This is a genomic window from Bradyrhizobium sp. 132, assembly GCF_023074185.1.
Taxonomy (GTDB): domain Bacteria; phylum Pseudomonadota; class Alphaproteobacteria; order Rhizobiales; family Xanthobacteraceae; genus Bradyrhizobium.
Map to the genome: position 1 here is coordinate 1 of NZ_JADPKY010000143.1, position 19,544 is coordinate 19,544.

Annotated in this window: 18 protein-coding genes; 14 read left to right on the forward strand and 4 right to left on the reverse strand. The window is 64.6% G+C overall.

What is annotated here, in order from left to right:
* The first annotated feature begins 413 nt into the window (after positions 1–413).
* Both IVA74_RS31455 and IVA74_RS31460 read left to right on the forward strand, forming a co-directional pair.
* Complete coding sequence (locus IVA74_RS31455) at positions 414–1,703, forward strand: MFS transporter (RefSeq protein ID WP_247350757.1); 1,290 nt, start codon at positions 414–416, stop codon at positions 1,701–1,703.
* A 101-nt stretch (positions 1,704–1,804) separates the two neighbouring features.
* Complete coding sequence (locus IVA74_RS31460) at positions 1,805–2,692, forward strand: dienelactone hydrolase family protein (protein ID WP_247350758.1); 888 nt, start codon at positions 1,805–1,807, stop codon at positions 2,690–2,692.
* 112 nt (positions 2,693–2,804) lie between these two features.
* On the opposite strand, the gene IVA74_RS31465 is transcribed toward IVA74_RS31460, so the two are convergent.
* Both IVA74_RS31465 and IVA74_RS31470 read right to left on the reverse strand, forming a co-directional pair.
* A complete protein-coding gene (locus IVA74_RS31465; protein ID WP_247350759.1) occupies positions 2,805–4,067 on the reverse strand; it encodes a serine hydrolase domain-containing protein in 1,263 nt (420 codons plus the stop codon).
* A 120-nt stretch (positions 4,068–4,187) separates the two neighbouring features.
* Positions 4,188–5,036, reverse strand: a complete 849-nt coding sequence (locus IVA74_RS31470) for an SDR family oxidoreductase (RefSeq protein ID WP_247350760.1) — start codon at positions 5,034–5,036, stop codon at positions 4,188–4,190.
* Between the two features lie 148 nt (positions 5,037–5,184).
* On the opposite strand from IVA74_RS31470, the gene IVA74_RS31475 reads away from it, so the two are divergent.
* Positions 5,185–5,901, forward strand: a complete 717-nt coding sequence (locus tag IVA74_RS31475; protein WP_247350761.1) for an HAD family hydrolase — start codon at positions 5,185–5,187, stop codon at positions 5,899–5,901.
* 68 nt (positions 5,902–5,969) lie between these two features.
* Here the strand turns inward: IVA74_RS31475 and IVA74_RS31480 are convergent, their stop codons facing one another.
* Together IVA74_RS31480 and IVA74_RS31485 are read right to left on the reverse strand one after the other, a co-directional pair.
* Positions 5,970–6,377 carry a nuclear transport factor 2 family protein gene (locus tag IVA74_RS31480; RefSeq protein ID WP_247350762.1) on the reverse strand — a complete coding sequence of 136 codons (408 nt, stop codon included), beginning with the start codon at positions 6,375–6,377 and terminating at the stop codon, positions 5,970–5,972.
* A gap of 96 nt (positions 6,378–6,473) precedes the next feature.
* A complete protein-coding gene (locus tag IVA74_RS31485) occupies positions 6,474–7,958 on the reverse strand; it encodes a mannitol dehydrogenase family protein (protein ID WP_247350763.1) in 1,485 nt (494 codons plus the stop codon).
* Positions 7,959–8,087: 129 nt separating this feature from the next.
* Here IVA74_RS31485 and IVA74_RS31490 point away from each other — a divergent pair, with 129 nt between their 5' ends.
* The 11 genes from IVA74_RS31490 (at position 8,088) to IVA74_RS31540 (ending at position 19,519) form a co-directional block, all read left to right on the forward strand.
* Positions 8,088–8,897: a FadR/GntR family transcriptional regulator gene (locus tag IVA74_RS31490; protein ID WP_247350764.1), complete on the forward strand. Its 810-nt coding sequence runs from the start codon at positions 8,088–8,090 to the stop codon at positions 8,895–8,897.
* Between the two features lie 69 nt (positions 8,898–8,966).
* A complete protein-coding gene (locus IVA74_RS31495) occupies positions 8,967–9,944 on the forward strand; it encodes a sialic acid TRAP transporter substrate-binding protein SiaP (RefSeq protein WP_247350766.1) in 978 nt (325 codons plus the stop codon).
* Between the two features lie 71 nt (positions 9,945–10,015).
* Positions 10,016–10,594, forward strand: a complete 579-nt coding sequence (locus IVA74_RS31500) for a TRAP transporter small permease (RefSeq protein WP_247350768.1) — start codon at positions 10,016–10,018, stop codon at positions 10,592–10,594.
* A gap of 4 nt (positions 10,595–10,598) precedes the next feature.
* A complete protein-coding gene (locus IVA74_RS31505; RefSeq protein ID WP_247350770.1) occupies positions 10,599–12,005 on the forward strand; it encodes a TRAP transporter large permease in 1,407 nt (468 codons plus the stop codon).
* Positions 12,002–13,051 carry an L-idonate 5-dehydrogenase gene (locus tag IVA74_RS31510; protein WP_247350772.1) on the forward strand — a complete coding sequence of 350 codons (1,050 nt, stop codon included), beginning with the start codon at positions 12,002–12,004 and terminating at the stop codon, positions 13,049–13,051. The genes IVA74_RS31505 and IVA74_RS31510 overlap by 4 nt, the downstream gene beginning before the upstream one ends.
* Positions 13,052–13,065: 14 nt before the next feature.
* Positions 13,066–14,256: a mannonate dehydratase gene (uxuA, locus tag IVA74_RS31515; RefSeq protein ID WP_247350774.1), complete on the forward strand. Its 1,191-nt coding sequence runs from the start codon at positions 13,066–13,068 to the stop codon at positions 14,254–14,256.
* A 238-nt stretch (positions 14,257–14,494) separates the two neighbouring features.
* Complete coding sequence (locus IVA74_RS31520) at positions 14,495–16,156, forward strand: thiamine pyrophosphate-binding protein (RefSeq protein WP_247350776.1); 1,662 nt, start codon at positions 14,495–14,497, stop codon at positions 16,154–16,156.
* A gap of 3 nt (positions 16,157–16,159) precedes the next feature.
* Positions 16,160–17,425, forward strand: a complete 1,266-nt coding sequence (locus tag IVA74_RS31525) for an FAD-binding oxidoreductase (RefSeq protein ID WP_247350778.1) — start codon at positions 16,160–16,162, stop codon at positions 17,423–17,425.
* Between the two features lie 9 nt (positions 17,426–17,434).
* Positions 17,435–18,178 carry an aspartate/glutamate racemase family protein gene (locus tag IVA74_RS31530; RefSeq protein WP_247350779.1) on the forward strand — a complete coding sequence of 248 codons (744 nt, stop codon included), beginning with the start codon at positions 17,435–17,437 and terminating at the stop codon, positions 18,176–18,178.
* 208 nt (positions 18,179–18,386) lie between these two features.
* On the forward strand, positions 18,387–18,929 hold the full coding sequence (locus tag IVA74_RS31535; RefSeq protein WP_247350781.1) for a thiamine pyrophosphate-binding protein: 543 nt from the start codon (positions 18,387–18,389) through the stop codon (positions 18,927–18,929).
* Positions 18,929–19,519, forward strand: a complete 591-nt coding sequence (locus IVA74_RS31540) for a thiamine pyrophosphate-dependent enzyme (RefSeq protein ID WP_247350783.1) — start codon at positions 18,929–18,931, stop codon at positions 19,517–19,519. Before IVA74_RS31535 ends, IVA74_RS31540 begins: the two co-directional genes overlap by 1 nt.
* Positions 19,520–19,544 lie beyond the last annotated feature (25 nt).

A 19,544-nucleotide genomic window follows, 5' to 3' on the forward strand; every position in this document is an offset into this window, starting at 1 on the left:
CGCAATGCGCGCCGACAAGACCGACCAGAGCTTCACTTCAATGATCTATCTGGCCGCGGCCGCGATAAACTCCAGATGAATCCCAACAGACCCTAGAGCGTCACGAAGAAAGTTCGAGTAAATCGCCCGGCTCAACTGTTCTGAAAATTTCAGTCAAATAACTGCGATTCGCCTGCAGAATCCCGATAGCGTACGACGGGGAGCAACATGATGTGCCCTTGCGACCACAGCAGAGCCCATTTGTTGCGGCGACGCGGTTCGAATTGCGCGAGCAGGCAGTTGCGCTGCAACTCGTGGCGGCGAAAGTGGAGGCGAGAGAACCACCGTTTTCGGTTAATGGATGTTGCGTCGCAATGCAGGCAGGCGGTTAAGTCCCAAATACGATCGAGCCCGGGAATTCCAGAGTATCGTCTGTGATCGAGCAAGCGAAGCCGTTCAACGTCAAGCGCGCAGCATTGGCCGCCACCGTCGGCAACATGCTCGAATTCTACGACTTCATCACCTACAGCTTCTTCGCCATCCAGATCGGCCATACCTTCTTCCCGACGGGAAGCGAGTACGGCAGCCTGATGTTGTCGCTGGCGACCTTCGGCGCCGGCTTCGTGACGCGGCCGATCGGCGGAATCGTGCTCGGGATCTATTCCGACCGCATCGGCCGGCGCCCCGCCATGCTGCTGAGCTTCGCGCTCATGGGGCTATCCATCCTGACCATCGCGCTCACGCCGTCCTATCAAGCGATCGGTCTTGCCGCGCCCATCATCGTGATCGCGGCGCGTATGACGCAAGGCTTTGCCCTCGGCGGCGAGGTTGGGCCGACCACCGCCTATCTGATCGAGATTGCCCCGCCCGAGCATCGGGCGCTGGTGGTGGCATGGCAGCCGGCGAGCCAGGAGATCGCCGCGACCGCGGGCGCGCTCGTCGGCGTCATCCTGAGCCGGACGATGGCGCCGGAAATGCTCGACGCCTATGGCTGGCGGGTGGCGTTTCTGATCGGGGCGGTCTGCATACCGTTCGGGTTCTGGATGCGCCGAACGCTGCCCGAGACGATCCCGCAGGCCAAAGCCGGTGCCCGCACCGTCGAACACGTCAGTCATCTTTCGCAGGCGAGGCGCCACCTTGGCATCATCGGACTTGCGCTGATGATCCTGGCAAGCGGCACCATCTCGACCTACGTCACCCAGTACATGACGACCTATGCGCAGAACACGTTGCATGTGTCGTCCACACTGGCTTTCGCCGTGTCGCTGGTCAGCAACGGCATTCAGTTTGTCGGCGCACTGGTCGGGGGCTGGCTGGCAGATCGTCTTGGTCGCAAGCCGGTGATGATCTGGCCGCAGCTCGCAACGCTGCTGCTGACTTACCCGACCTTCCTGTGGATCGTCCATGCGCCGGGCGCGTTGTCGCTCCTGGCCGGTTTCGGTGTCTTGTCCGTCATCGGGTCGCTGCCATTCACTGCGTTCTACGCGACCTTCGTCGAGGCGCTGCCCCAGAACATTCGCGGTGGCGTGTTCGCGACCGTCTATGCGGTCGCGATCGCCAGCTTCGGCGGCACGGCGCAGCTCGTGGTCACCTGGCTCCTCCACCTCACCGGCAATCCGCTGGCGCCGGCCTGGTACCTGCTGCTTGCGGCAATCGTTGGACTTGTTGCGATGAGTCTGATGCCCGAGACTGCCCCGGGGAAGCAGCGTCGGGGCAAGGCCTGAAAGCGGCGTGCTCGCAGGCTGGTGATTTGCGTTTCGCCGGCAATTATCGGCGAATGCATCGCCTTGGGGATCAGGGCCAGGCATCAGGAAGGGATGAACCGATGAGCATTGAAACCACCATGACATCCGACGTCGTCGGGCTGACCAAGGCCGCCCCGGTCTCGCGGCGCGGATTCATGAGCGCCACCGCGGCGGTTGCCGCCGGCTACACGCTTGCGGCCGGGCCCGTGCGCGCCGAGGCGATCACGACAGACACCAGCGGTCTCCAGGCCGGCGACGCCAAGATCAAGGTCGGCTCCGAAGAGATGCCTGCCTATTTCGCCCGCCCGGCCGGCAACACCAAGGCGCCGGTGATCATCGTGGCCATGGAGATCTTCGGCCTGCACGAATACATCAAGGACGTGACGCGGCGCCTCGCCAAGCTCGGCGCGTTCGCAGTCGCGCCTGACTATTACTTCCGCAAGGGTACCGATCTGACCAAGATCGCCGAGATCAAGGACCTGCTGCCGATCGTCAATGCCAAGCCGGACGCGGAACTGCTGTCCGATCTCGATGCGACGGTGGCGTGGGCGGGATCGCAAGGCGGCGACACCGCGAAGCTCGGCATCATCGGCTTTTGCCGCGGTGGACGCACCGTCTGGGAATATGCCGCCCACAACGGCACGCTCAAGGCTGGCGTCGCCTTCTACGGTCCGCCGGTCGATGCTCCCAATCCGCTGTGGCCGAAAAGCCCGATGCAGCTGGCGCCCGAGATGAAGGCGCCGGTGCTCGGCCTCTATGGCGGCGCCGATACCGGCATTCCCGTCACCCAGGTCGAGCAGATGAAGGCTGCGCTCGAGCAGAACAAGAAGACGGCCGAATTCAAGATCTATCCGGAAGCGCCGCACGGCTTCCATGCCGACTACCGCGGCAGCTACCGCAAGGACGCCGCGGAAGATGCCTGGAAGCGGGCGCAGGCCTGGTTCAAGAAATACGGCGTTCTGAGCTGACGTCGCAGCATGATCCGGAAAAGCGTGTAGCGGTTTTCCGACAAGATCATGCTCAAACAATTCAAGAGGGCGATCCAATCGGCCGCCCTCTTTCCAATGCGGCGTGCCGATCTCATTTCACCATCGCGCCATAGACGATGTCCTGGACCTGCTCGCGATAAAATTTCCGCAGCTCGCCCGGCGCCGCCGTTCCGACAACCACGACGAGACGCTCCTTGGGATCGCAGAAGAACTGTGTCCCGTACGCGCCATTCCACGTGAACTCGCCGGGATTGCCGGGGACCGACGACAATCCTTCGCCGGTGCGGACAGCGACCGCGAGGCCAAAGCCGAAGCCGGCGCGGTGCGGCTCGATGTTCGCCACGTTGTTCTTGATCTCGGGGCCGAGATGATTGGTCGTCATGTGATGCACGGTCTTGGGACCGAGGACGCGCTGGCCGTCGAGTTCGCCGCCGTTGAGCAGCATCTGCCCGAAGCGGATGTAATCGCCGACGGTTGCGAACGAGCAGGCGCCGCCGCAGTCGGATTTTGTCGGCGTGTCCAAAAGTTTGATGGCTTGCGGCTTGCCGGTCAGCGGATCGTTGGCGAACGGGCGGGCGAGGCGAGGGCGCTGTGCGTCGGTCGGATGGAAGGTCGCGTCCTTCATGCCGAGCGGTTGCCAGACATTGGCGGCGAGATAGTCGCCGAGCTTCTGCTCGCTCACCTTCTCGACCACAGCACCAAGTACGTCGATCGAAAAACCGTATTCGAACTCGGTCGAGGGCTGATGCGCCAGCGGCAGCTTTGTGATGCGGTCGATGAACGCCTGGGTGTCGCCTTCGATCGCCGGCGCGGTGCCTTCAGGATATTGTCGCGCAAGCGTGCTTGAGCTGTCCGGCCGGCCGCCATACATCAGGCCGGACGTGTGCCGGTAGAGATCGTGAATGAAAATCGGCGATGCCTGCGGTTCGAGCTTCAATGAACCGTCGGCCTGCTGAACGCCGACCTTCATGTCGGCAAAGCCAGGATAATAATCGGACAGCTTGGCCTGGAGCGGCAGCTTGCCCTGCTCCATCAATGTCAATCCCGCGACTGCCGCCATCGGCTTGGTCATCGATGCCAGCGCGAAGATCGCGTCAATAGGCATCGGCGTGCCCTTGTCCGGATCCAGCATGCCATAGGCCTTGTAGTGCACAAGCTTTCCGTCACGGGCGATCGCGACGACCGCGCCGGGGACGCGCTTGGCGGCGATCTCACGCGCGAAGAAATTGTCGAGCCGTGCAAGGCCCTGTTTCGAGAAGCCGGCGTCGTCGGGACTGGCTTCGGGCAGCGGCGCGGCGCGCGCTGCAGCAAGCGTGACGACGGCAGCCGCCGCGACCATGGCGATCGTCTTCATTGTATCCTCCCAAGCGCGGGCTCGTTATGCAGTGGCCCGCTGAGTGGTTAGATCACGACCGCACCGGCGCGAAGTCAAGCGCGGGCAGGGCATGTCTGGGACGCCGGGAATGCCGGAACCCTATCGTCCCTCTCCCGCGTGCCATAACGCATCCAGAGCGTGGCGGTAGGTCGGATAAGCAAGTGTGACGCCGAGCTCGCGCTTCAATTTCGCGTTGGAGACACGGGCGCTGCTGGCATAGAAGCTGCGCGCCATCGGCGACATTCCCGCGGTCTCAAAGGCCTCTTCGGGCGGCGGCGCAACGTTCATCAGCTTCGCCGCATGGGCGATCACGTCCTGCGGCGGCGCCGGCTCGTCGTCGCAGACGTTCCAGGTGCCGCCGCTCGGGTGATGAACCGCGGCCGTGATCGTGCTTGCGATGTCGTCGACATGGATGCGGTTGAACAATTGTCCCGGCTTGATGATGCACCGGGCCGTTCCCGCGCGCAGCGTCACCAGCGCGTTACGGCCGGGGCCGTAGATGCCCGCAAGCCGCAGGATCGCGGCGTTGCCGCGCGTTATGTCCGTCCAGGCCTGCTCGGCAGCGACCCGCATACGGGTGCGATCGAGGATGGCCTGCGGCGGTGTGCTCTCGTCGACCCATCCGCCGCCGTGATCGCCATACACGCCGATGGTCGAGAGATAGATGACCTTGCGCCGGCCCGCCGCCAGCACGTCGCCGAACGTGGCGATGGCGGGATCGCCGACGCTGCCGGGCGGGATCGATACGAGAAGGACGTCGGCGTCGCCGATACGTTCGACCGTCTCGCGCGCGGGGCTGCCGCCGGAAAAGGCCTGCATCTCGATGCCGGCGGGGTCATCTCGCTTCGCGGGATCGCGCACGGTGGCGGCGATATGTGAGAAGGTGCCGCCAAACCTGCGGACGAAATGCCCGGCGCTGTAGCCAAGGCCAAGGATGAAGAGCCGCATGTGTCCGCCGTGCTGGTTCCGTTCGCGCCGTTGCGCGCGTCTCCGCTCATAAGGGATTTTTGGGTCCGGCAAAAGATATTGCAATTTTACTCGCACGCTGCCTCGGGCGATGCTCACTTGTCACAGCGGCAGGAGGGACGGATCGATCATGCAGGCAGAAGCGCCCGCCATAGTGCCATGTGACGCCGCTGAGCTGATCCGGCGCGCCGCAGCGCTGATCTTCGATATCGACGGCACCTTGGCCGAAACCGAGGAACTGCATCGGCAGGCCTTCAATTATGCCTTCGTTCGCCACGGTCTCGGCTGGCAGTGGGACCGGGCCGTCTACAAGGACCTGCTGCGGGTCACCGGTGGCAAGGAGCGCATTCGCGTCTTCCATGGACGGCTGAAGATTGCTGCGCCATTGTCGGACGCGAACATCGCGGAACTCCACCGCATCAAGACCGCGCATTACGCCGAACTGGTCGAGACCGGCTGCTGCCCCTTACGGCCCGGCGTGACCGGTCTCCTCATTGCTGCCAAGGCGCGCGGCCAGCGGCTCGCGATCGCGACCACGACGTCCCACGGCAACATCGATGCGCTGCTGTCGCGGGCGCTGGGGACGCGCTGGTCCGCGGATTTTGAGGCGATCGTGGCCGGGGATGATGTGGAGCACAAGAAACCTGCGCCGGACGTCTATTTCGAAATCCTGGCGCGGCTGAAGCTCAAGGCGTCCGACTGCGTCGCGATCGAGGATTCCGCCAACGGCCTGATCGCGGCCTCGCGGGCGAAGATTCCCGTGCTCATCACCCGCAGCATGTTCTTCCGGGACGACGATTTCAGCGCGGCGCGGGTCGTGCTGGATGATTTGTCGGAGCTCGGATGAGGCCGCAGAACAAAAAAACTGAAAAACAACCCCATGCACAGTAGAAAGTGCCTGCGGGCCGGCCGCGTTCAGTGGACGCGGTGGCTCGTTCTATCATCCTCAGCCTGCTCGACAATCTGCGCGATTGGGCTCGACTGATGATGCACCAGCCGCCATCCGTCGCCGACGCGCCGAAAATGGTTGGCAGCAGCCAAAGCGGTGCCGTCAACGATCTCGATGCAGAGCACGCGCGCGCTGTCGCCGTCGACGATGGCCTGCGGTTCGGCGCAGACGATCTGCGGCCGCTGCGGATTTTGCAGGATATCGCGCCAGCTTCCGATCACCGTGGCGCGCCCGATAATCGCCGGCCAGCCGGGATGGATGCAGGAAATGGCGTCGTCATCTGCCCACATCTGTTCCATACCGTCGAAGTCGCCGGTTGAAAAGGCGGCGTAAAAGGCCGCGTTGGCGGCGATGATCTTGCTGTCCTTTGCCATGCCTCTCGGGTGGGGCAATGACAGGCAAAAATCAAGCGCGACTTCCGTCGGCTTTCTGTTCGATCTGGACCGCAGTGCAGCATGCCTGCTTTGTGGTCACGCGGAGAGGTGCGTCTCCACCGCCCGCCGCGCGCCATCCTTAAAGAGACGGCCAAGCGCCGCGGTCACGGCCTCGCGCAGGCGCGGCTCGGCACCCAGCGGCCCGAACACTTTTCCGACGCCGAGCAGTGCGGGCGCCAATCGCTCGGCGACGGGACCTGCCTCGCGCGCCAAGCCAGCGAACTCGGCGGCGAGCGGATCGCGCACGTCGATGGCGCGGCCCTGCTCGTCGAGGCCGGTGACGTAGCGCATCCAGCCGGCCACCGCGAGCGCATGCGTCGCGACCGGTAAATTCTTAAGCAGGCGATCCTGCATCGCGCCAAGCAGCCGCTGCGGCAGCTTTTGCGAGCCATCCATCGCGATCTGCCAGGTACGATGATGCAGCGCCGGATTTGCGAAGCGCTTGAGCAGCGAGGCGCGATAGGCGGCCAGATCGGCACCGGCAGGCATTGTCAGCGTCACCGCGGCCTCCTCCATCACCTGCGCGGCAAAACGCGCGAAATGCGGATCCAGCATGGTGTCGGCGATGGTCTCGTAGCCGGCGAGATAGCCGAGATAGGCGAGCGCGGAATGGCTGGCGTTGAGCAGCCGCAGCTTCATCAGCTCGAACGGCTTGACATCAGTGACGAGCTCGACGCCCGCGGCGGCAAGGTCAGGCCGGCCCGCCGTGAAGCGATCTTCGACCACCCATTGCGTGAACGGCTCGGTCATGACCGGCCATGCGTCGCGCAAGCCGAGCGCGGATGAAACCGTATCGCGGTCGCTATCCGTCGTCTCCGGCACGATGCGGTCGACCATGGTCGAGGGGAAGGCCGCTGTATCCGTAATCCACTTGCCGAGGTCCTTCGAGCGCAGCGCTGCGAACTGCGTCACGATCCGCTGCACGGTGTCGCCATTGGCGGCGAGGTTGTCGCAGCTCAGGACGGTGAAGGGCGGGGCACCCAGCGCTCGCCGCCGCGCCAGTGCCGCAACGATGAAGCCGGGCGCCGAACGCGGCGCGTCGAAACTGTTGAGATCGTGCACGACATCAGGATGCCGCTCGTCGAGATCGCCGGTCTGCGGCGTATGGCAATAGCCCTTTTCGGTGACGGTGAGGGAGACGATACGAATGGCGGGATCGGCCATCCGCTCGATCAGCCGCGCCGGGCTCTCGCGCGCGACCACGCTGTCGAGCAGCGCGCCGATCACCCGGTGCTGGGTGCCTTCGGCCGCACGGACCGCAACCGTATAGAGATGGTCCTGCGGGGCGAGGGCGTCGCGCGCGTCAGGGCTGCGCAGGCTCGCGCCGACGATGCCCCACGACGCGGCGCCGGCGGCAAGGCAATCGTCGATGACGACGGCCTGATGGGCGCGATGAAAGGCGCCGAGGCCGAGATGCACGATGCCGGGCGTGACCCGCGAACGGTCATAGGCCGGGCGGCGGATGCCAGGTGGCAGCCGGTCGAGATTGGCGCGGCCAAGGCGCGTTGAACCAAGGCGCATGGACGTGTCTCCCCTTGCTTTGCTGCTGCTTGACATGACGTCCGTCCTCGGTCAATTGGTAAGACCAATTTTCCAAAATTGGCGGGCCGCCGGGATCAACCCGGTGCCGACCTTTGAGGGAGGGCCAGCGTGCCGCTGGAAGCTGTAGAGGCGAGACGGCTTTATCGCCAGGTCGCCGATCAATTGCGAAGCCTGATCGACAGCGGTGAATACGCGGTCGGCAGCCGCTTGCCGACCGAGCGCGAGCTCGCCGAGCAGCTCAAGATATCGCGGCCGACTGTGCGCGAAGCCCTGATCGCGCTCGAGGTCGAAGGCCGCCTCCGCATCCGTGTCGGCTCCGGCATCTACGTGATCGAGCCCGCCGCCGTTGCGGCGCCCGCGCCTGCTTCCGTCATCGAGGGCCCGTTCGAGCTGCTGCGCGCCCGCGAATTCCTGGAGAGCGCGATCGCCGAAGAAGCCGCGCGCGTGGCGACGAAGGGCGACATTGCCCGCATCGATGCGTCTCTTGTCGCGATGGAGAATGTAGAACACCCCGGCGAAGCCTCGATGGTTCACGACCGCGCCTTCCACGTCGCGACCGCCGGAAGCCTCGGCAATGCCGTCCTCGTGCGCGTGGTCGGCGAGCTGTTCGACCAACGCCTCAATCCCTATTTCGCGCAGCTTGCGCATTATTTCGAGAGCCCTGGCACCTGGCGCAATGCGCTCGACGAGCATCGCGCGGTGCGCGACGCGATCGTGGCGCATGATCCCGGGGCCGCGCGCGATGCGATGCGCGATCATCTCGCGCGATCCCAGGAGCGCTTTGCGCAGAACTTTGGCGCCGAGAACGAGGCAGGACCGTCGTCCGGGCGCGCGGCGCGATCGACGGCAAAGCCGTCAAAGCCGGAACATGCGCCGAAGAAAAAACGGGCTGCGAGCAGCAGCGCGCGGCGGCGATGAGATTGGGCGGTCCGCATCCAGGTCGGGGCGGGCGGACAGAAGCAGACTTAGAAGATGGAGGAAAAATCAGTGTTGAAAAAGATCACAACGGTGCTGGCGGTCTCGGCCGCGGCCATGTTTGCTACGACCAATGCCGGCATGGCGCAGACCAAGCTCAAATGGGCTCATGTCTATGAGACCTCGGAGCCGTTCCATACCGCCTCGGTCTGGGCTGCGCAGGAGATCGGAAAGCGCACCAACGGGCGTTATGCGATCGACGTCTATCCGGCGTCGCAGCTCGGCAAGGAAGCCGACATCAACCAGGGCCTCTCGCTCGGCTCGGTCGACATCATCATTTCCGGATCGAGCTTCGCGGCCAAGAGCTTTCCGCCGATCGGCGTGACCTACTATCCCTACACCTTCCGCGACGCCGATCATCTGCTCGCCTACACCAAGAGCGACATCTTCAAGGAACTCGCCAAGGGCTATGAGGACAAGAGCGGCCACCACATCATCGCGGTGACCTATTACGGCGTGCGCCAGACCTCGTCGAACAAGCCGATCAAGACCTGTGCCGACCTCAAGGGCCTGAAGATGCGCGTGCCCGACGTTCCGGCCTATCTGGCGATGCCGCGCGCCTGTGGTGCCAACACTGCGCCGATCGCGTTCGCCGAAGTCTATCTCGCGCTCCAGAACGGCACCGTTGAAGCCCAGGAGAACCCGCTGACCACGATCGAAGCCAAGAAGTTCTACGAGGTGCAGAAGCACATCGTGCTGACCGGCCACATCGTCGATCACCTCAACACGGTGGTGGCGGGCGCGCTGTGGAAGAAGCTCAGCGACGAGGACAAGAAAATCTTCACGGACGTGGCGCAGGAAGCCGCCGCCAAGGCGACCGAGGAGATCAAGCAGAACGAAGCCAAGCTGGTCGCCTTCTTCAAGAAGAAGGGCCTGACCGTGACCGAGGTCGACAAGAAAGAGTTCCGCGACACCGTGCTGAAGAACGTCGCGTTCGAGACCTTCGGCTATCGCAAGGCCGACTGGGAGCGGATCCAGGACGTGAAATAACAATAGGTCGTCATTCCGGGCGCGCGCTTCGCGAGGCCCGGAATGACGCTCGGTACTTGAGGAGTAACCCCATGTCCACAGTCGAAACGCACCGGCAGATCACCGGGGACGAGATCGCCCACACCTTCGAGGAGGAGGCGGCACCCAAGGTCGATCTCGGCGTCTACGCTTTCGAGGACTGGGTCGCGCTGGCGATCTTCTGGGTGATGGCGCTCGCCGTCTTCCTCCAGTTCTTCACCCGCTACGTGCTCAACGACAGCTACGCCTGGACCGAGGAGATTGCGACCTACTGCCTGATCGGCGTGGTCTTCATCGGCTCCTCGATGTGCGTGCGGCTGTCGCGGCACATCCAGGTCGACCTCGTCTACCGCTATTTGCCGCACCTCGTGGCGCGCGCGCTGTCGACGGTGATCGACCTGATTCGGATCGCTTTCTTCGGCTACGCCATCAAGCTGGTCTGGGTCTACATCCAGATCATCGGCGACGAGTCCATGACCACGATCAATTTTCCCAAGGACTACGTCTACTACGCGGTGCTGCTCGGCTTCGTGCTGATGTTCGTGCGGTCGTTGCAGGTCGCAGTGCAGCATTTGCGACAGGGCTATTCGATCCTCGAACGTCCCGGCGCCTACGACGGTTTTGAAGGGTAGTTCCATGTTGCTGTTGCTTGGAGGCTTTCTCATCCTGATGCTGCTCGGCGTTCCCGTGGCGATCGCCATGGCCGCGTCGTCGCTGCTCTACATCCTGGTCAGCGGCGTGACGCCCGACGTCACGCTGGCGCAGCGCATGATCGCCGGCGTTGAGAGCTTTCCGCTGCTGGCCGTGCCGTTCTTCATCCTGGCCGGCAATCTCATGAACATCGCCGGCGTCACCGGGCGCATCTACAAGTTCGCCGTCGCGCTGGTCGGCTGGATGCGCGGCGGTCTCGGCCACGTCAACATCATCGGCTCGGTGATCTTCTCCGGCATGTCCGGCACCGCGATCGCGGATGCCGCCGGCCTCGGCACCATCGAGATCAAGGCGATGAAGGACCACGGCTATTCCACGGAATTCTCCGTCGGCGTCACCGCGGCCTCGGCCACGCTCGGGCCCATCATCCCGCCGTCGCTGCCGTTTGTGATCTACGGCATGATGGCGAATGTCTCGATCGGCGCGCTGTTTCTGGGAGGCGTCATTCCAGGCGTCGTCCTGACGCTGCTGATGATGGCCACCGTCACCTATTTCGCGCACAAGAACAAATGGGGCAGCGATACGCCGTTCTCATGGCCGCAATTGGGATCGGCGGGGCTCGAGATCGTCGTCGTACTGAGCTTTCCGATGGCTGTCTGGCTTCTGACGGTCGCCGGTCTCTCCACCAATTGGGCGGTTGGGCTTGGCCTAGTCGTGCTGCTCGCGATCGACTGGTACTTCGACTTCTCGGCGGTGATGGCGCTGATGGCGCCGGTGATCCTGATCGGTGGCATGACGCTCGGCTGGTTCACGCCGACGGAAGCCGCGGTCGCCGCCGTGATCTGGTCGCTGTTTCTCGGCCTGGTGCGCTACCGCACCATGACGATGAAGACGGTCGCGAAAGCGACCTTCGACACCATCGAGACCACGGCGTCGGTGCTGTTCATCGTCACGGCAGCCTCGATCTTCGCCTGGTTGCTCACGGTGTCGCAGGCGGCCCAGATGCTGTCGGACTGGATGCTCAGCATTACCCACAACAAATGGGTGTTCCTGGCACTCGCCAACGTCCTGATCCTGTTCGTCGGCTGCTTCATCGACACCACGGCGGCGATCACCATTCTGGTGCCGATCCTGCTGCCGATCGTGCTCAAGCTCGGCATCGACCCGATCCATTTCGGTCTGATCATGACGTTGAACCTGATGATCGGCCTGCTGCATCCGCCGCTCGGCATGGTCCTCTTCGTGCTCGCCCGCGTCGCCAAACTCTCGGTCGAGCGCACGACGATTGCGATCCTGCCATGGCTGGTGCCGCTGATGATCGCGCTGATCGCAATCACCTACATTCCTGAATTGACCCTCTGGCTGCCGAAATACATGGGACTTTCCAAATGACATCCACTTCTCTCGCCGCAACCCTGTTCGGTCCCGAAGATCTGCGCATGATCGAGCACCCGCTCGACAAGCTCGCTGATGGCATGGTGCGCATCCGCTTCGGCGCCGGCGGCATCTGTGGCTCGGACATGCATTATTTCCGTCATGCCCGGACCGGCGATTTCGTCGTGAAGTCGCCGCTGGTGCTCGGCCACGAGATCTCCGGCGAGGTCGTGGAGATCGCGGGCGCCGCGGCGAACCTGAAGGCCGGCGACCGTGTCGCCGTCAACCCGTCGCGCTGGTGCGGCCATTGCGTCGCTTGCCGCGAAGGCCGGCAAAACCTCTGCGAAAATATCTACTTCATGGGCTCGGCCTCGAAGACGCCGCACATGCAGGGCGGTTTTGCCGATTACTTCGATGCGATCCCGGCGCAATGCGTGAAGATCCCCGATCACGTGTCCTATCAGGCTGCGGCGCTGGCCGAGCCGCTCGCGGTCTGCCTGCACGCGGTCGCGCGTGCCGGCAACATCGAAGGCAAGCGCGGCATCATCTTCGGTGCCGGCCCGATCGGGCTTCTGACCATGCTCGCCGCGCGCCGCGCCGGCATGACCGACATCACGGTTGCGGACATCGCGCCGGCGCCGCTGGCCTTTGCAAGCCGCCTCGGCGCCTCTCACGCCGAAAACGTCGCGGGCGGTGAGGAAGGCCTGAAGGCACAAGCCGCGTCGCGTCCCTACGATGTCGTCTTCGAGGTCTCGGGCACGGCTGCTGGCCTCGCCAGCGCGATCGGCATCGTCAGGCGCGGCGGCATTGTCGTGCAGATCGGCAACCTTCCGGGCGGCCAGATTCCAGTGCCGGCCAATGCGGTGATGGCGAAGGAGATCGACCTTCGCGGCTCGTTCCGCTTCGGGCTCGAGTTCATGACCGCGGTGGAACTGATTTCTGCCGGCAGCGTCGACGTGCTGTCACTGGTCACGGCCGAGCGGCCGCTGTCCACCGCGCCGGAGGCGCTGCGGCTGGCGCTCGACCGCTCGCAGAGCGTCAAGGTCGTGCTGACCGCGAATTGATCGGAGAAAAGGGCATGATGCTAGAGGGATGGCGCTGGTACGGGCCCGATGATCCCGTCTCGCTGGATGACGTCAGGCAGGCCGGCGCGACCGATATCGTCTCGGCGCTGCATCAGGTGCCGATCGGCGAGGCCTGGACACGCAAGGCGGTCGAGGAGCGCAAGAACTTCATCGAGCGCGGCCAGCCCGGCCGCTCGCAACTGACCTGGTCGGTGGTGGAATCGATCCCAATCCCCGACGACGTCAAGCGTCTTGGCGCCAAGGCGACGCGCTCGATCGAGACGTGGATCGCGAGCCTGGAGGCGGTTGCCGCCGCCGGTATCAGGATTGTCTGCTACAACTTCATGCCGGTGGTTGACTGGTGTCGCACCGATCTCGAATGGGAGCTGCCGAACGGCGCCCGCGCCATGCGCTTCGACCAGGACCGCTTTGCCGCGTTCGAGCTGCATATCCTGAAGCGGCCGGCCGCAACCGCCGAATACTCACCCGAGCAGCAGGCCGGCGCGAAAAAGCTGTTCGACCAGATGAGCCAGGCCGATATCGACTATCTCGTCATGGTCATCGCCAGCGCGTTGCCGGGGTCGACCACCGAGCCGATGACGATCCCGCAATTCCGCGATCGACTCGAAACATATCGCGACATCACGCCGAAAATCCTGCGGCAACATCTTGCCGAATTTTTGGGCCGCGTCACGCCCGTCGCCGAGCAGCTCGGGGTCTCGCTGACACTGCATCCCGACGATCCGCCGCGCCCGCTGTTCGGCCTGCCGCGCATTGCCTCGTCCGCCGATGACTATCAGGCGCTGTTCGATGCCGTTCCGTCCAAGGCCAACGGCATCTGCCTGTGCACGGGTTCGCTCGGCGTGCGCGCCGAGAACAACCTCCCCGCAATGGCCGAGCGCTTCGGCCCGCGCGTCGCATTTGCACATCTGCGCGCGACCAAGCGCGAGGCCGATGGCCTGTCGTTCTACGAGTCCGATCACCTCGACGGCGATGTCGACATGATCGCGGTGCTGAAGGCGCTCCTGAAGGAGAACGCGCGGCGTTCGCCCGACAAGAGAATCGTGTTCCGGCCTGACCACGGCCACCGCATGCTCGACGATCTCGCGGCCACCAAGCGCACCAATCCCGGCTACACCGCGATCGGCCGTCTCCGCGGCCTCGCCGAGCTCCGCGGCGCGATCCGCGCGATCGAGCATCAATAGAAGGCAGCTGCGCCGAGCTTCGGATCGAGCCGGTCGATCATTGGCGCGGCGCTCGATCATGGCCGCCGCGTCCTCGCGAATGGGCCGGATGTGCAAAGACCAGGGGCCGGCATGACGCCTGCGCAGGGTGCGAAAAGCCATTCGATCTTGCGCGCCCTGCCGGCCTGTCCTACGCCAGCTCTGAACAAGATTTTCGCGAAGCCATGAAGCGCATCGCCAAAGCCTCGAGGGAGCCGTCATGACCATTCGCAACACCCGCACCGGGGGCCAGATCCTGATCGATCAGCTGGTCGCGCAAGGCGTCGAGCGCGTCACCTGCGTGCCGGGCGAGAGCTACCTCGCGGCGCTCGATGCGCTGCATGACAGCCCGATCGACGTCATGATCTGCCGCGCCGAGGGCGGCGCCGCGATGATGGCGGAGGCCTACGGCAAGCTCACGGGCCGCCCCGGAATCTGCTTCGTCACCCGCGGCCCCGGCGCCACCAATGCCAGCCACGGCGTCCACATCGCGATGCAGGATTCGACGCCGATGATCCTGTTCGTCGGCCAGGTCGACACCGGCATGCGCGAGCGCGAGGCGTTTCAGGAGCTCGACTACAAGGCTGTGTTCGGCACCATGGCAAAATGGGCGGTCGAGATCGATCGTCCCGACCGCATTCCGGAGCTGGTCGCGCGCGCCTTCCGCGTCGCCATGCAGGGTCGTCCCGGTCCCGTCGTGATCTCGCTGCCGGAGAACATGCTGACCGAGACCGCGGCCGTTGCGGACGCGATGCGGATCGAGCCGGCGGTGAGCTGGCCCGCGCCTTCTGATATCGAGCGCGTTGGCGCCATGCTTGCCAGCGCCAAGGCGCCGCTCGTCATTCTCGGCGGTTCGCGCTGGACAGACGAGGCGACCAAGAGCATCGCGCGGTTTGCCGAGCGGTTCGACTTGCCGGTCGCGACCTCGTTCCGCCGAGCGTCGCTGATCGACGCGGACCATTCGCACTATGCCGGCGACCTCGGCATTGGGCCGAGCCCGGGGCTGAAGGCGCGCATCGACGGCGCCGATGTCATTCTGCTCATCGGCGGCCGCATGTCGGAAATGCCGTCCTCGTCCTACACACTGTTCGATATTCCGACCCCGCGACAGAAGCTGATCCACGTGCATCCGGGCTCGGAAGAGCTCGGCCGCGTCTATCAGCCGGAGCTGGCGATCCAGGCGACGCCCGCCGCGTTCGCCGAAGCGGTCGAGACGCTAAAGCCCGCCGGGGCGCTCGCATGGAAGGGTGAAGCGGCCAAGGCGCATGCCGATTATCTGGCCTGGACCGACAAAGCGCGCGAGCTGCCCGGCACGTTCCAGTACGGCCAGGTCATGACCTGGCTACGCGACCGACTCCCGAAGGACGCGATCGTCTGCAACGGCGCCGGCAACTATGCTGGCTGGATCCACCGCCATCACCGCTTCCACAGCTTTGCGGCCCAGCTTGCGCCGACCTCAGGCTCGATGGGCTATGGGGTGCCGGCGGCGGTGCTCGCCAAGCGGCAATATCCAGATCGCACCGTCATCGCCTTCGCGGGCGACGGCTGCTTCCTGATGAACGGCCAGGAGTTCGCGACCGCCGTGCAATACGACGCGCCGCTCGTCGTCATCGTCGTCGACAATTCGCAATACGGCACCATCCGCATGCACCAGGAGCGCGACTATCCCGGCCGCATAGTCGGCACCCAGCTGAAGAACCCGGATTTTGCGATGTACGCAAAAGCGTTCGGCGGCCATGGCGAGCGCGTCGAGCGTACTGAAGAGTTCGCGCCGGCGTTCGAGCGTGCGCTCGCCTCGGGCAAGCCGTCGATCCTCCACTGCATCATCGATCCGCGCGCGATGTCGGTCGGCAAGGACTTTGCCCCTGCGGTGAAGGCTTAAGCCATGTCCAAGGGCCGCCACGTCGCCATCATCGGTGCCGGCGCGGTCGGCGTGATCAGCGCAATCGAAGCGCTGCGCGAGGGACATCGCGTCACGCTGATCGACGCAGGCGAGCCCGGTGGCGAACAGGCGGCGAGCTACGGCAATGCCGGCTGGCTCTCCTCGCATTCGGTGATCCCGCCGGCCGAGCCCGGCGTCTGGAAGAAGGTGCCGTTCTATCTGATGGACCCGCTCGGGCCGCTCGCGATCCGCTGGTCTTACTTGCCGAAGGCGCTGCCCTGGCTGATCAGATATCTGCTCTCGGGCTGGACCGAGGCGCGGGTCGAGAAGACGGCCTTTGCGCTGCGCGACCTCCTGAAGGACGCGCCGCTGTTGCACAGGAAGCTCGCGGAGGAGGCGGGCGTTCCTGAGCTGGTGGAACGCAACGGCGTGATGCATGTGTTTCCGTCACGCGGGAACTTCGACAACGATCTCGGCTGGCGCCTGCGCAGAAAGGTCGGCGTCGAATGGATGGAGCTTAACGCCGACGAGATTCGTCAGCGCGAGCCGGATCTGCATCCGCGCTACACCTTCGGCGTGGTGGTGGAAGAGGCCGGGCGCTGCCGCGATCCCGGTGCCTATGTCGCAGCCCTCGCGCAACATGCGCTGGCAAGTGGCGCGCAGCTTGTGCGGGCCAAGGCGACGGGGCTCAAGCTTTCCGGCAACAAGCTCGTTGCAGTGATCACCGAGACCGGCGAGATTCCCTGCGATGCCGCGGTGATTGCCGCCGGCGCGCATTCGAAGCGGCTCACCGCATCCATTGGTGATCCGCTGCCGCTGGAGACCGAGCGCGGCTATCACGTCATGATCGAGAATCCGGAATCGGGCCCGCGCAGCTCGATGATGGCATCGGATGCGAAGATGGTGGTGAACTGGACCGACAAGGGTTTGCGCGCCGCCGGCACGGTCGAGATCGCAGGCCTCGAGGCCGAACCGAACTGGAAGCGCGCCGAGATCCTGCGCGACAACCTCCTCGGCATGTTCCCGAAACTGCCGACGGACATTCCGTCTTCCCGTATCAAGACCTGGTTTGGCCATCGGCCGAGCATGCCGGACGGACGTCCCTGCATCGGCTACGCGCGCGCCTCGCGCGACATCGTCTATGCCTTCGGCCACGGCCATATCGGCCTGGTCGGTTCGGCCCGCACTGGCCGTCTCGTCGCCCAGCTTCTGAGCGGCAAGCCACCGGAGATTCCGCTCGCACCGTTCGCGCCCGATCGTTTCCTCTGAGATCGCACCATGACCACTTCAGCCAACTCGTCTTCCCGTGTCGCCCGTGGCGGCAAGGCCATCTACGGCGCGCCGCTCGGCATCTTGATGCTGGAGGCGCGCTTTCCTCGCATTCCCGGCGACATGGGCAACGGCACGACCTGGCCTTTCCCCGTGCTCTATCGCGTGGTGAGTGGCGCTTCGCCGGAGAAGGTGGTGCTGAAGGGCGCGGCCGGCCTGCTGCCTGCTTTCATCGATGCGGCGAAGGATCTGGTGCGGCTCGGGGCCGAAGCCATCACCACCAATTGCGGCTTCCTCTCGCTGTTCCAGAAGGAGATCGCAACCGCGGCCGGCGTTCCCGTCGCGACCTCGTCACTGATGCAGGTGCCGTGGGTGCAGGCGACCTTGCCGCCGGGCAAGCGCGTCGGTCTCGTCACGGTCTCCGGCTCGACCTTGACGCCCGCCCATCTCGAAGGCGCCGGCGCGCCGCTCGACACGCCGCTGGTGGGGACCGAGCACGGCAAGGAATTCTTCCGCGTTCTGATCAAGGCCGAGAAGGACGACATGGACATCGCGCAGGCCGAGCGTGACGTGGTCGAGGCCGGCAAGGAGCTGGTCGCCAGGAATCCTGATGTCGGCGCGATCGTGCTGGAATGCACCAACATGCCGCCTTATGCGGCGGCGCTTCAGGCCGAAGTCGGATTGCCCGTCTATGATATCTATTCCATGATTACGTGGTTTCATGCCGGACTGCGGCCGCGTCGGTTTGGTTAGAGGTCGAGAAGCTGGGAGAAGGTGGCGCGAAGCGCCGGATGAGGGGTACCTCTCGTTGGGGGAGAGGGCTGGAAGGCCCATCGCGCTTCTGGCCTCGAGTGGAGAGAGCAAGCCAGCTATACAATCCCTCGATATCTGGTCATACTAGACGGTCAGCGCTTTCGTGTCGGAACATCGTTAGTGTGCCTCGCATTCACGGAGACACACGGTGCATAATCCTCATCCCACTTCCGAAGCGCACGCCGGTGGCGACTGGCCATCCGAACTCTACCGCATCCTGAAAGCCGCCGACGTGCGGCAGATGTCGTACGTCCCCGATGCCGGCCACAGCCAGCTCATCCGCCTGTTCTCAGCCGACCGCGACGTCACCACCAACGTGCTGACGACGGAGGAAGAGGGCATCGCCATTGCCGCGGGCGCCTGGCTCGGCGGGCAGCGCAGCGTGCTGCTGATGCAGTCGAGCGGGGTCGGCAACTGCATCAACATGCTGTCGCTGTCGGCGATCGGACGATTTCCACTGCTGATGCTGGTGACGATGCGCGGCGAGTGGGCCGAGTTCAATCCCTGGCAGGTGCCGATGAGCCGGGCGACGCAGCCCTCGTTGGAAGCAATCGGCCTGAAGGTGATGCGCGCGGAGACGCCGGACGATCTGGTCGAGACGGTCGAATCGGCCGCAGCGCTCGCCTACCAATCCGATCAGCAGGTCGCAGTCCTGATCGGACAGCGCCTGATCGGCAAGAAGAAGTGGTGATGCCAATGCAAGCTCAACTCGACCGCCGCGCCGCCGTGGCCGCACTCCTGAAGAATCGCAAAGACACGCTGGTCGTCTCCGGCCTGGGCTCGCCGACCTACGACCTTCATTCGGTCGGCGACCACAACGGCAATTTTTATCTCTGGGGCGCCATGGGCGGCGCCGCGCTGATCGGGCTTGGCCTCGCTCAGGCCCAGCCGGAAAAGCGCGTGCTGGCCCTCACTGGTGATGGCGAGCAGCTCATGGGCCTCGGCGGTCTCGCCACCATCGGCGTTGCGCGCCCGCGCAATCTCGACATCGCCGTGATCGACAACCAGCATTTTGGCGAGACCGGAATGCAGGCAAGCCACACCGGGCGCGGGGTCGATCTCACCGCCATCGCCACGGCCTGCGGCTTTGTTGCGACCGGGACGGTGCGGACGCTCGAGGAAGTGGAGCGCCTCACGCGGCAGATCGCCGAGCCGGCTGATGGCCCGCGGCTTTTTGTCATCAAGGTTCTGGCCGAAAATCCGCCACGATCGCTGCCCTCGCGCGATGCCGTCTTTATCAAGAACCGGTTCCGTGCTCATCTGGGTTTCGCGGCTGCGTAAGCCGGGTCTCACCCGGCAACAGCTT

Bases quoted from the DNA above. Each gene is read 5' to 3' on its own strand.
- IVA74_RS31520 (WP_247350776.1), top strand. From the start codon at position 14,495: ATGACCATTCGCAACACCCGCACCGGGGGCCAGATCCTGATCGATCAG.
- IVA74_RS31505 (WP_247350770.1), top strand. From the start codon at position 10,599: ATGTTGCTGTTGCTTGGAGGCTTTCTCATCCTGATGCTGCTCGGCGTT.
- IVA74_RS31530 (WP_247350779.1), top strand. From the start codon at position 17,435: ATGACCACTTCAGCCAACTCGTCTTCCCGTGTCGCCCGTGGCGGCAAG.
- IVA74_RS31525 (WP_247350778.1), top strand. From the start codon at position 16,160: ATGTCCAAGGGCCGCCACGTCGCCATCATCGGTGCCGGCGCGGTCGGC.
- IVA74_RS31500 (WP_247350768.1), top strand. From the start codon at position 10,016: ATGTCCACAGTCGAAACGCACCGGCAGATCACCGGGGACGAGATCGCC.
- IVA74_RS31475 (WP_247350761.1), top strand. From the start codon at position 5,185: ATGCAGGCAGAAGCGCCCGCCATAGTGCCATGTGACGCCGCTGAGCTG.
- IVA74_RS31465 (WP_247350759.1), bottom strand. From the start codon at position 4,067: ATGAAGACGATCGCCATGGTCGCGGCGGCTGCCGTCGTCACGCTTGCT.
- IVA74_RS31510 (WP_247350772.1), top strand. From the start codon at position 12,002: ATGACATCCACTTCTCTCGCCGCAACCCTGTTCGGTCCCGAAGATCTG.
- uxuA (WP_247350774.1), top strand. From the start codon at position 13,066: ATGATGCTAGAGGGATGGCGCTGGTACGGGCCCGATGATCCCGTCTCG.
- IVA74_RS31480 (WP_247350762.1), bottom strand. From the start codon at position 6,377: ATGGCAAAGGACAGCAAGATCATCGCCGCCAACGCGGCCTTTTACGCC.
- IVA74_RS31470 (WP_247350760.1), bottom strand. From the start codon at position 5,036: ATGCGGCTCTTCATCCTTGGCCTTGGCTACAGCGCCGGGCATTTCGTC.
- IVA74_RS31460 (WP_247350758.1), top strand. From the start codon at position 1,805: ATGAGCATTGAAACCACCATGACATCCGACGTCGTCGGGCTGACCAAG.
- IVA74_RS31540 (WP_247350783.1), top strand. From the start codon at position 18,929: ATGCCAATGCAAGCTCAACTCGACCGCCGCGCCGCCGTGGCCGCACTC.
- IVA74_RS31485 (WP_247350763.1), bottom strand. From the start codon at position 7,958: ATGCGCCTTGGTTCAACGCGCCTTGGCCGCGCCAATCTCGACCGGCTG.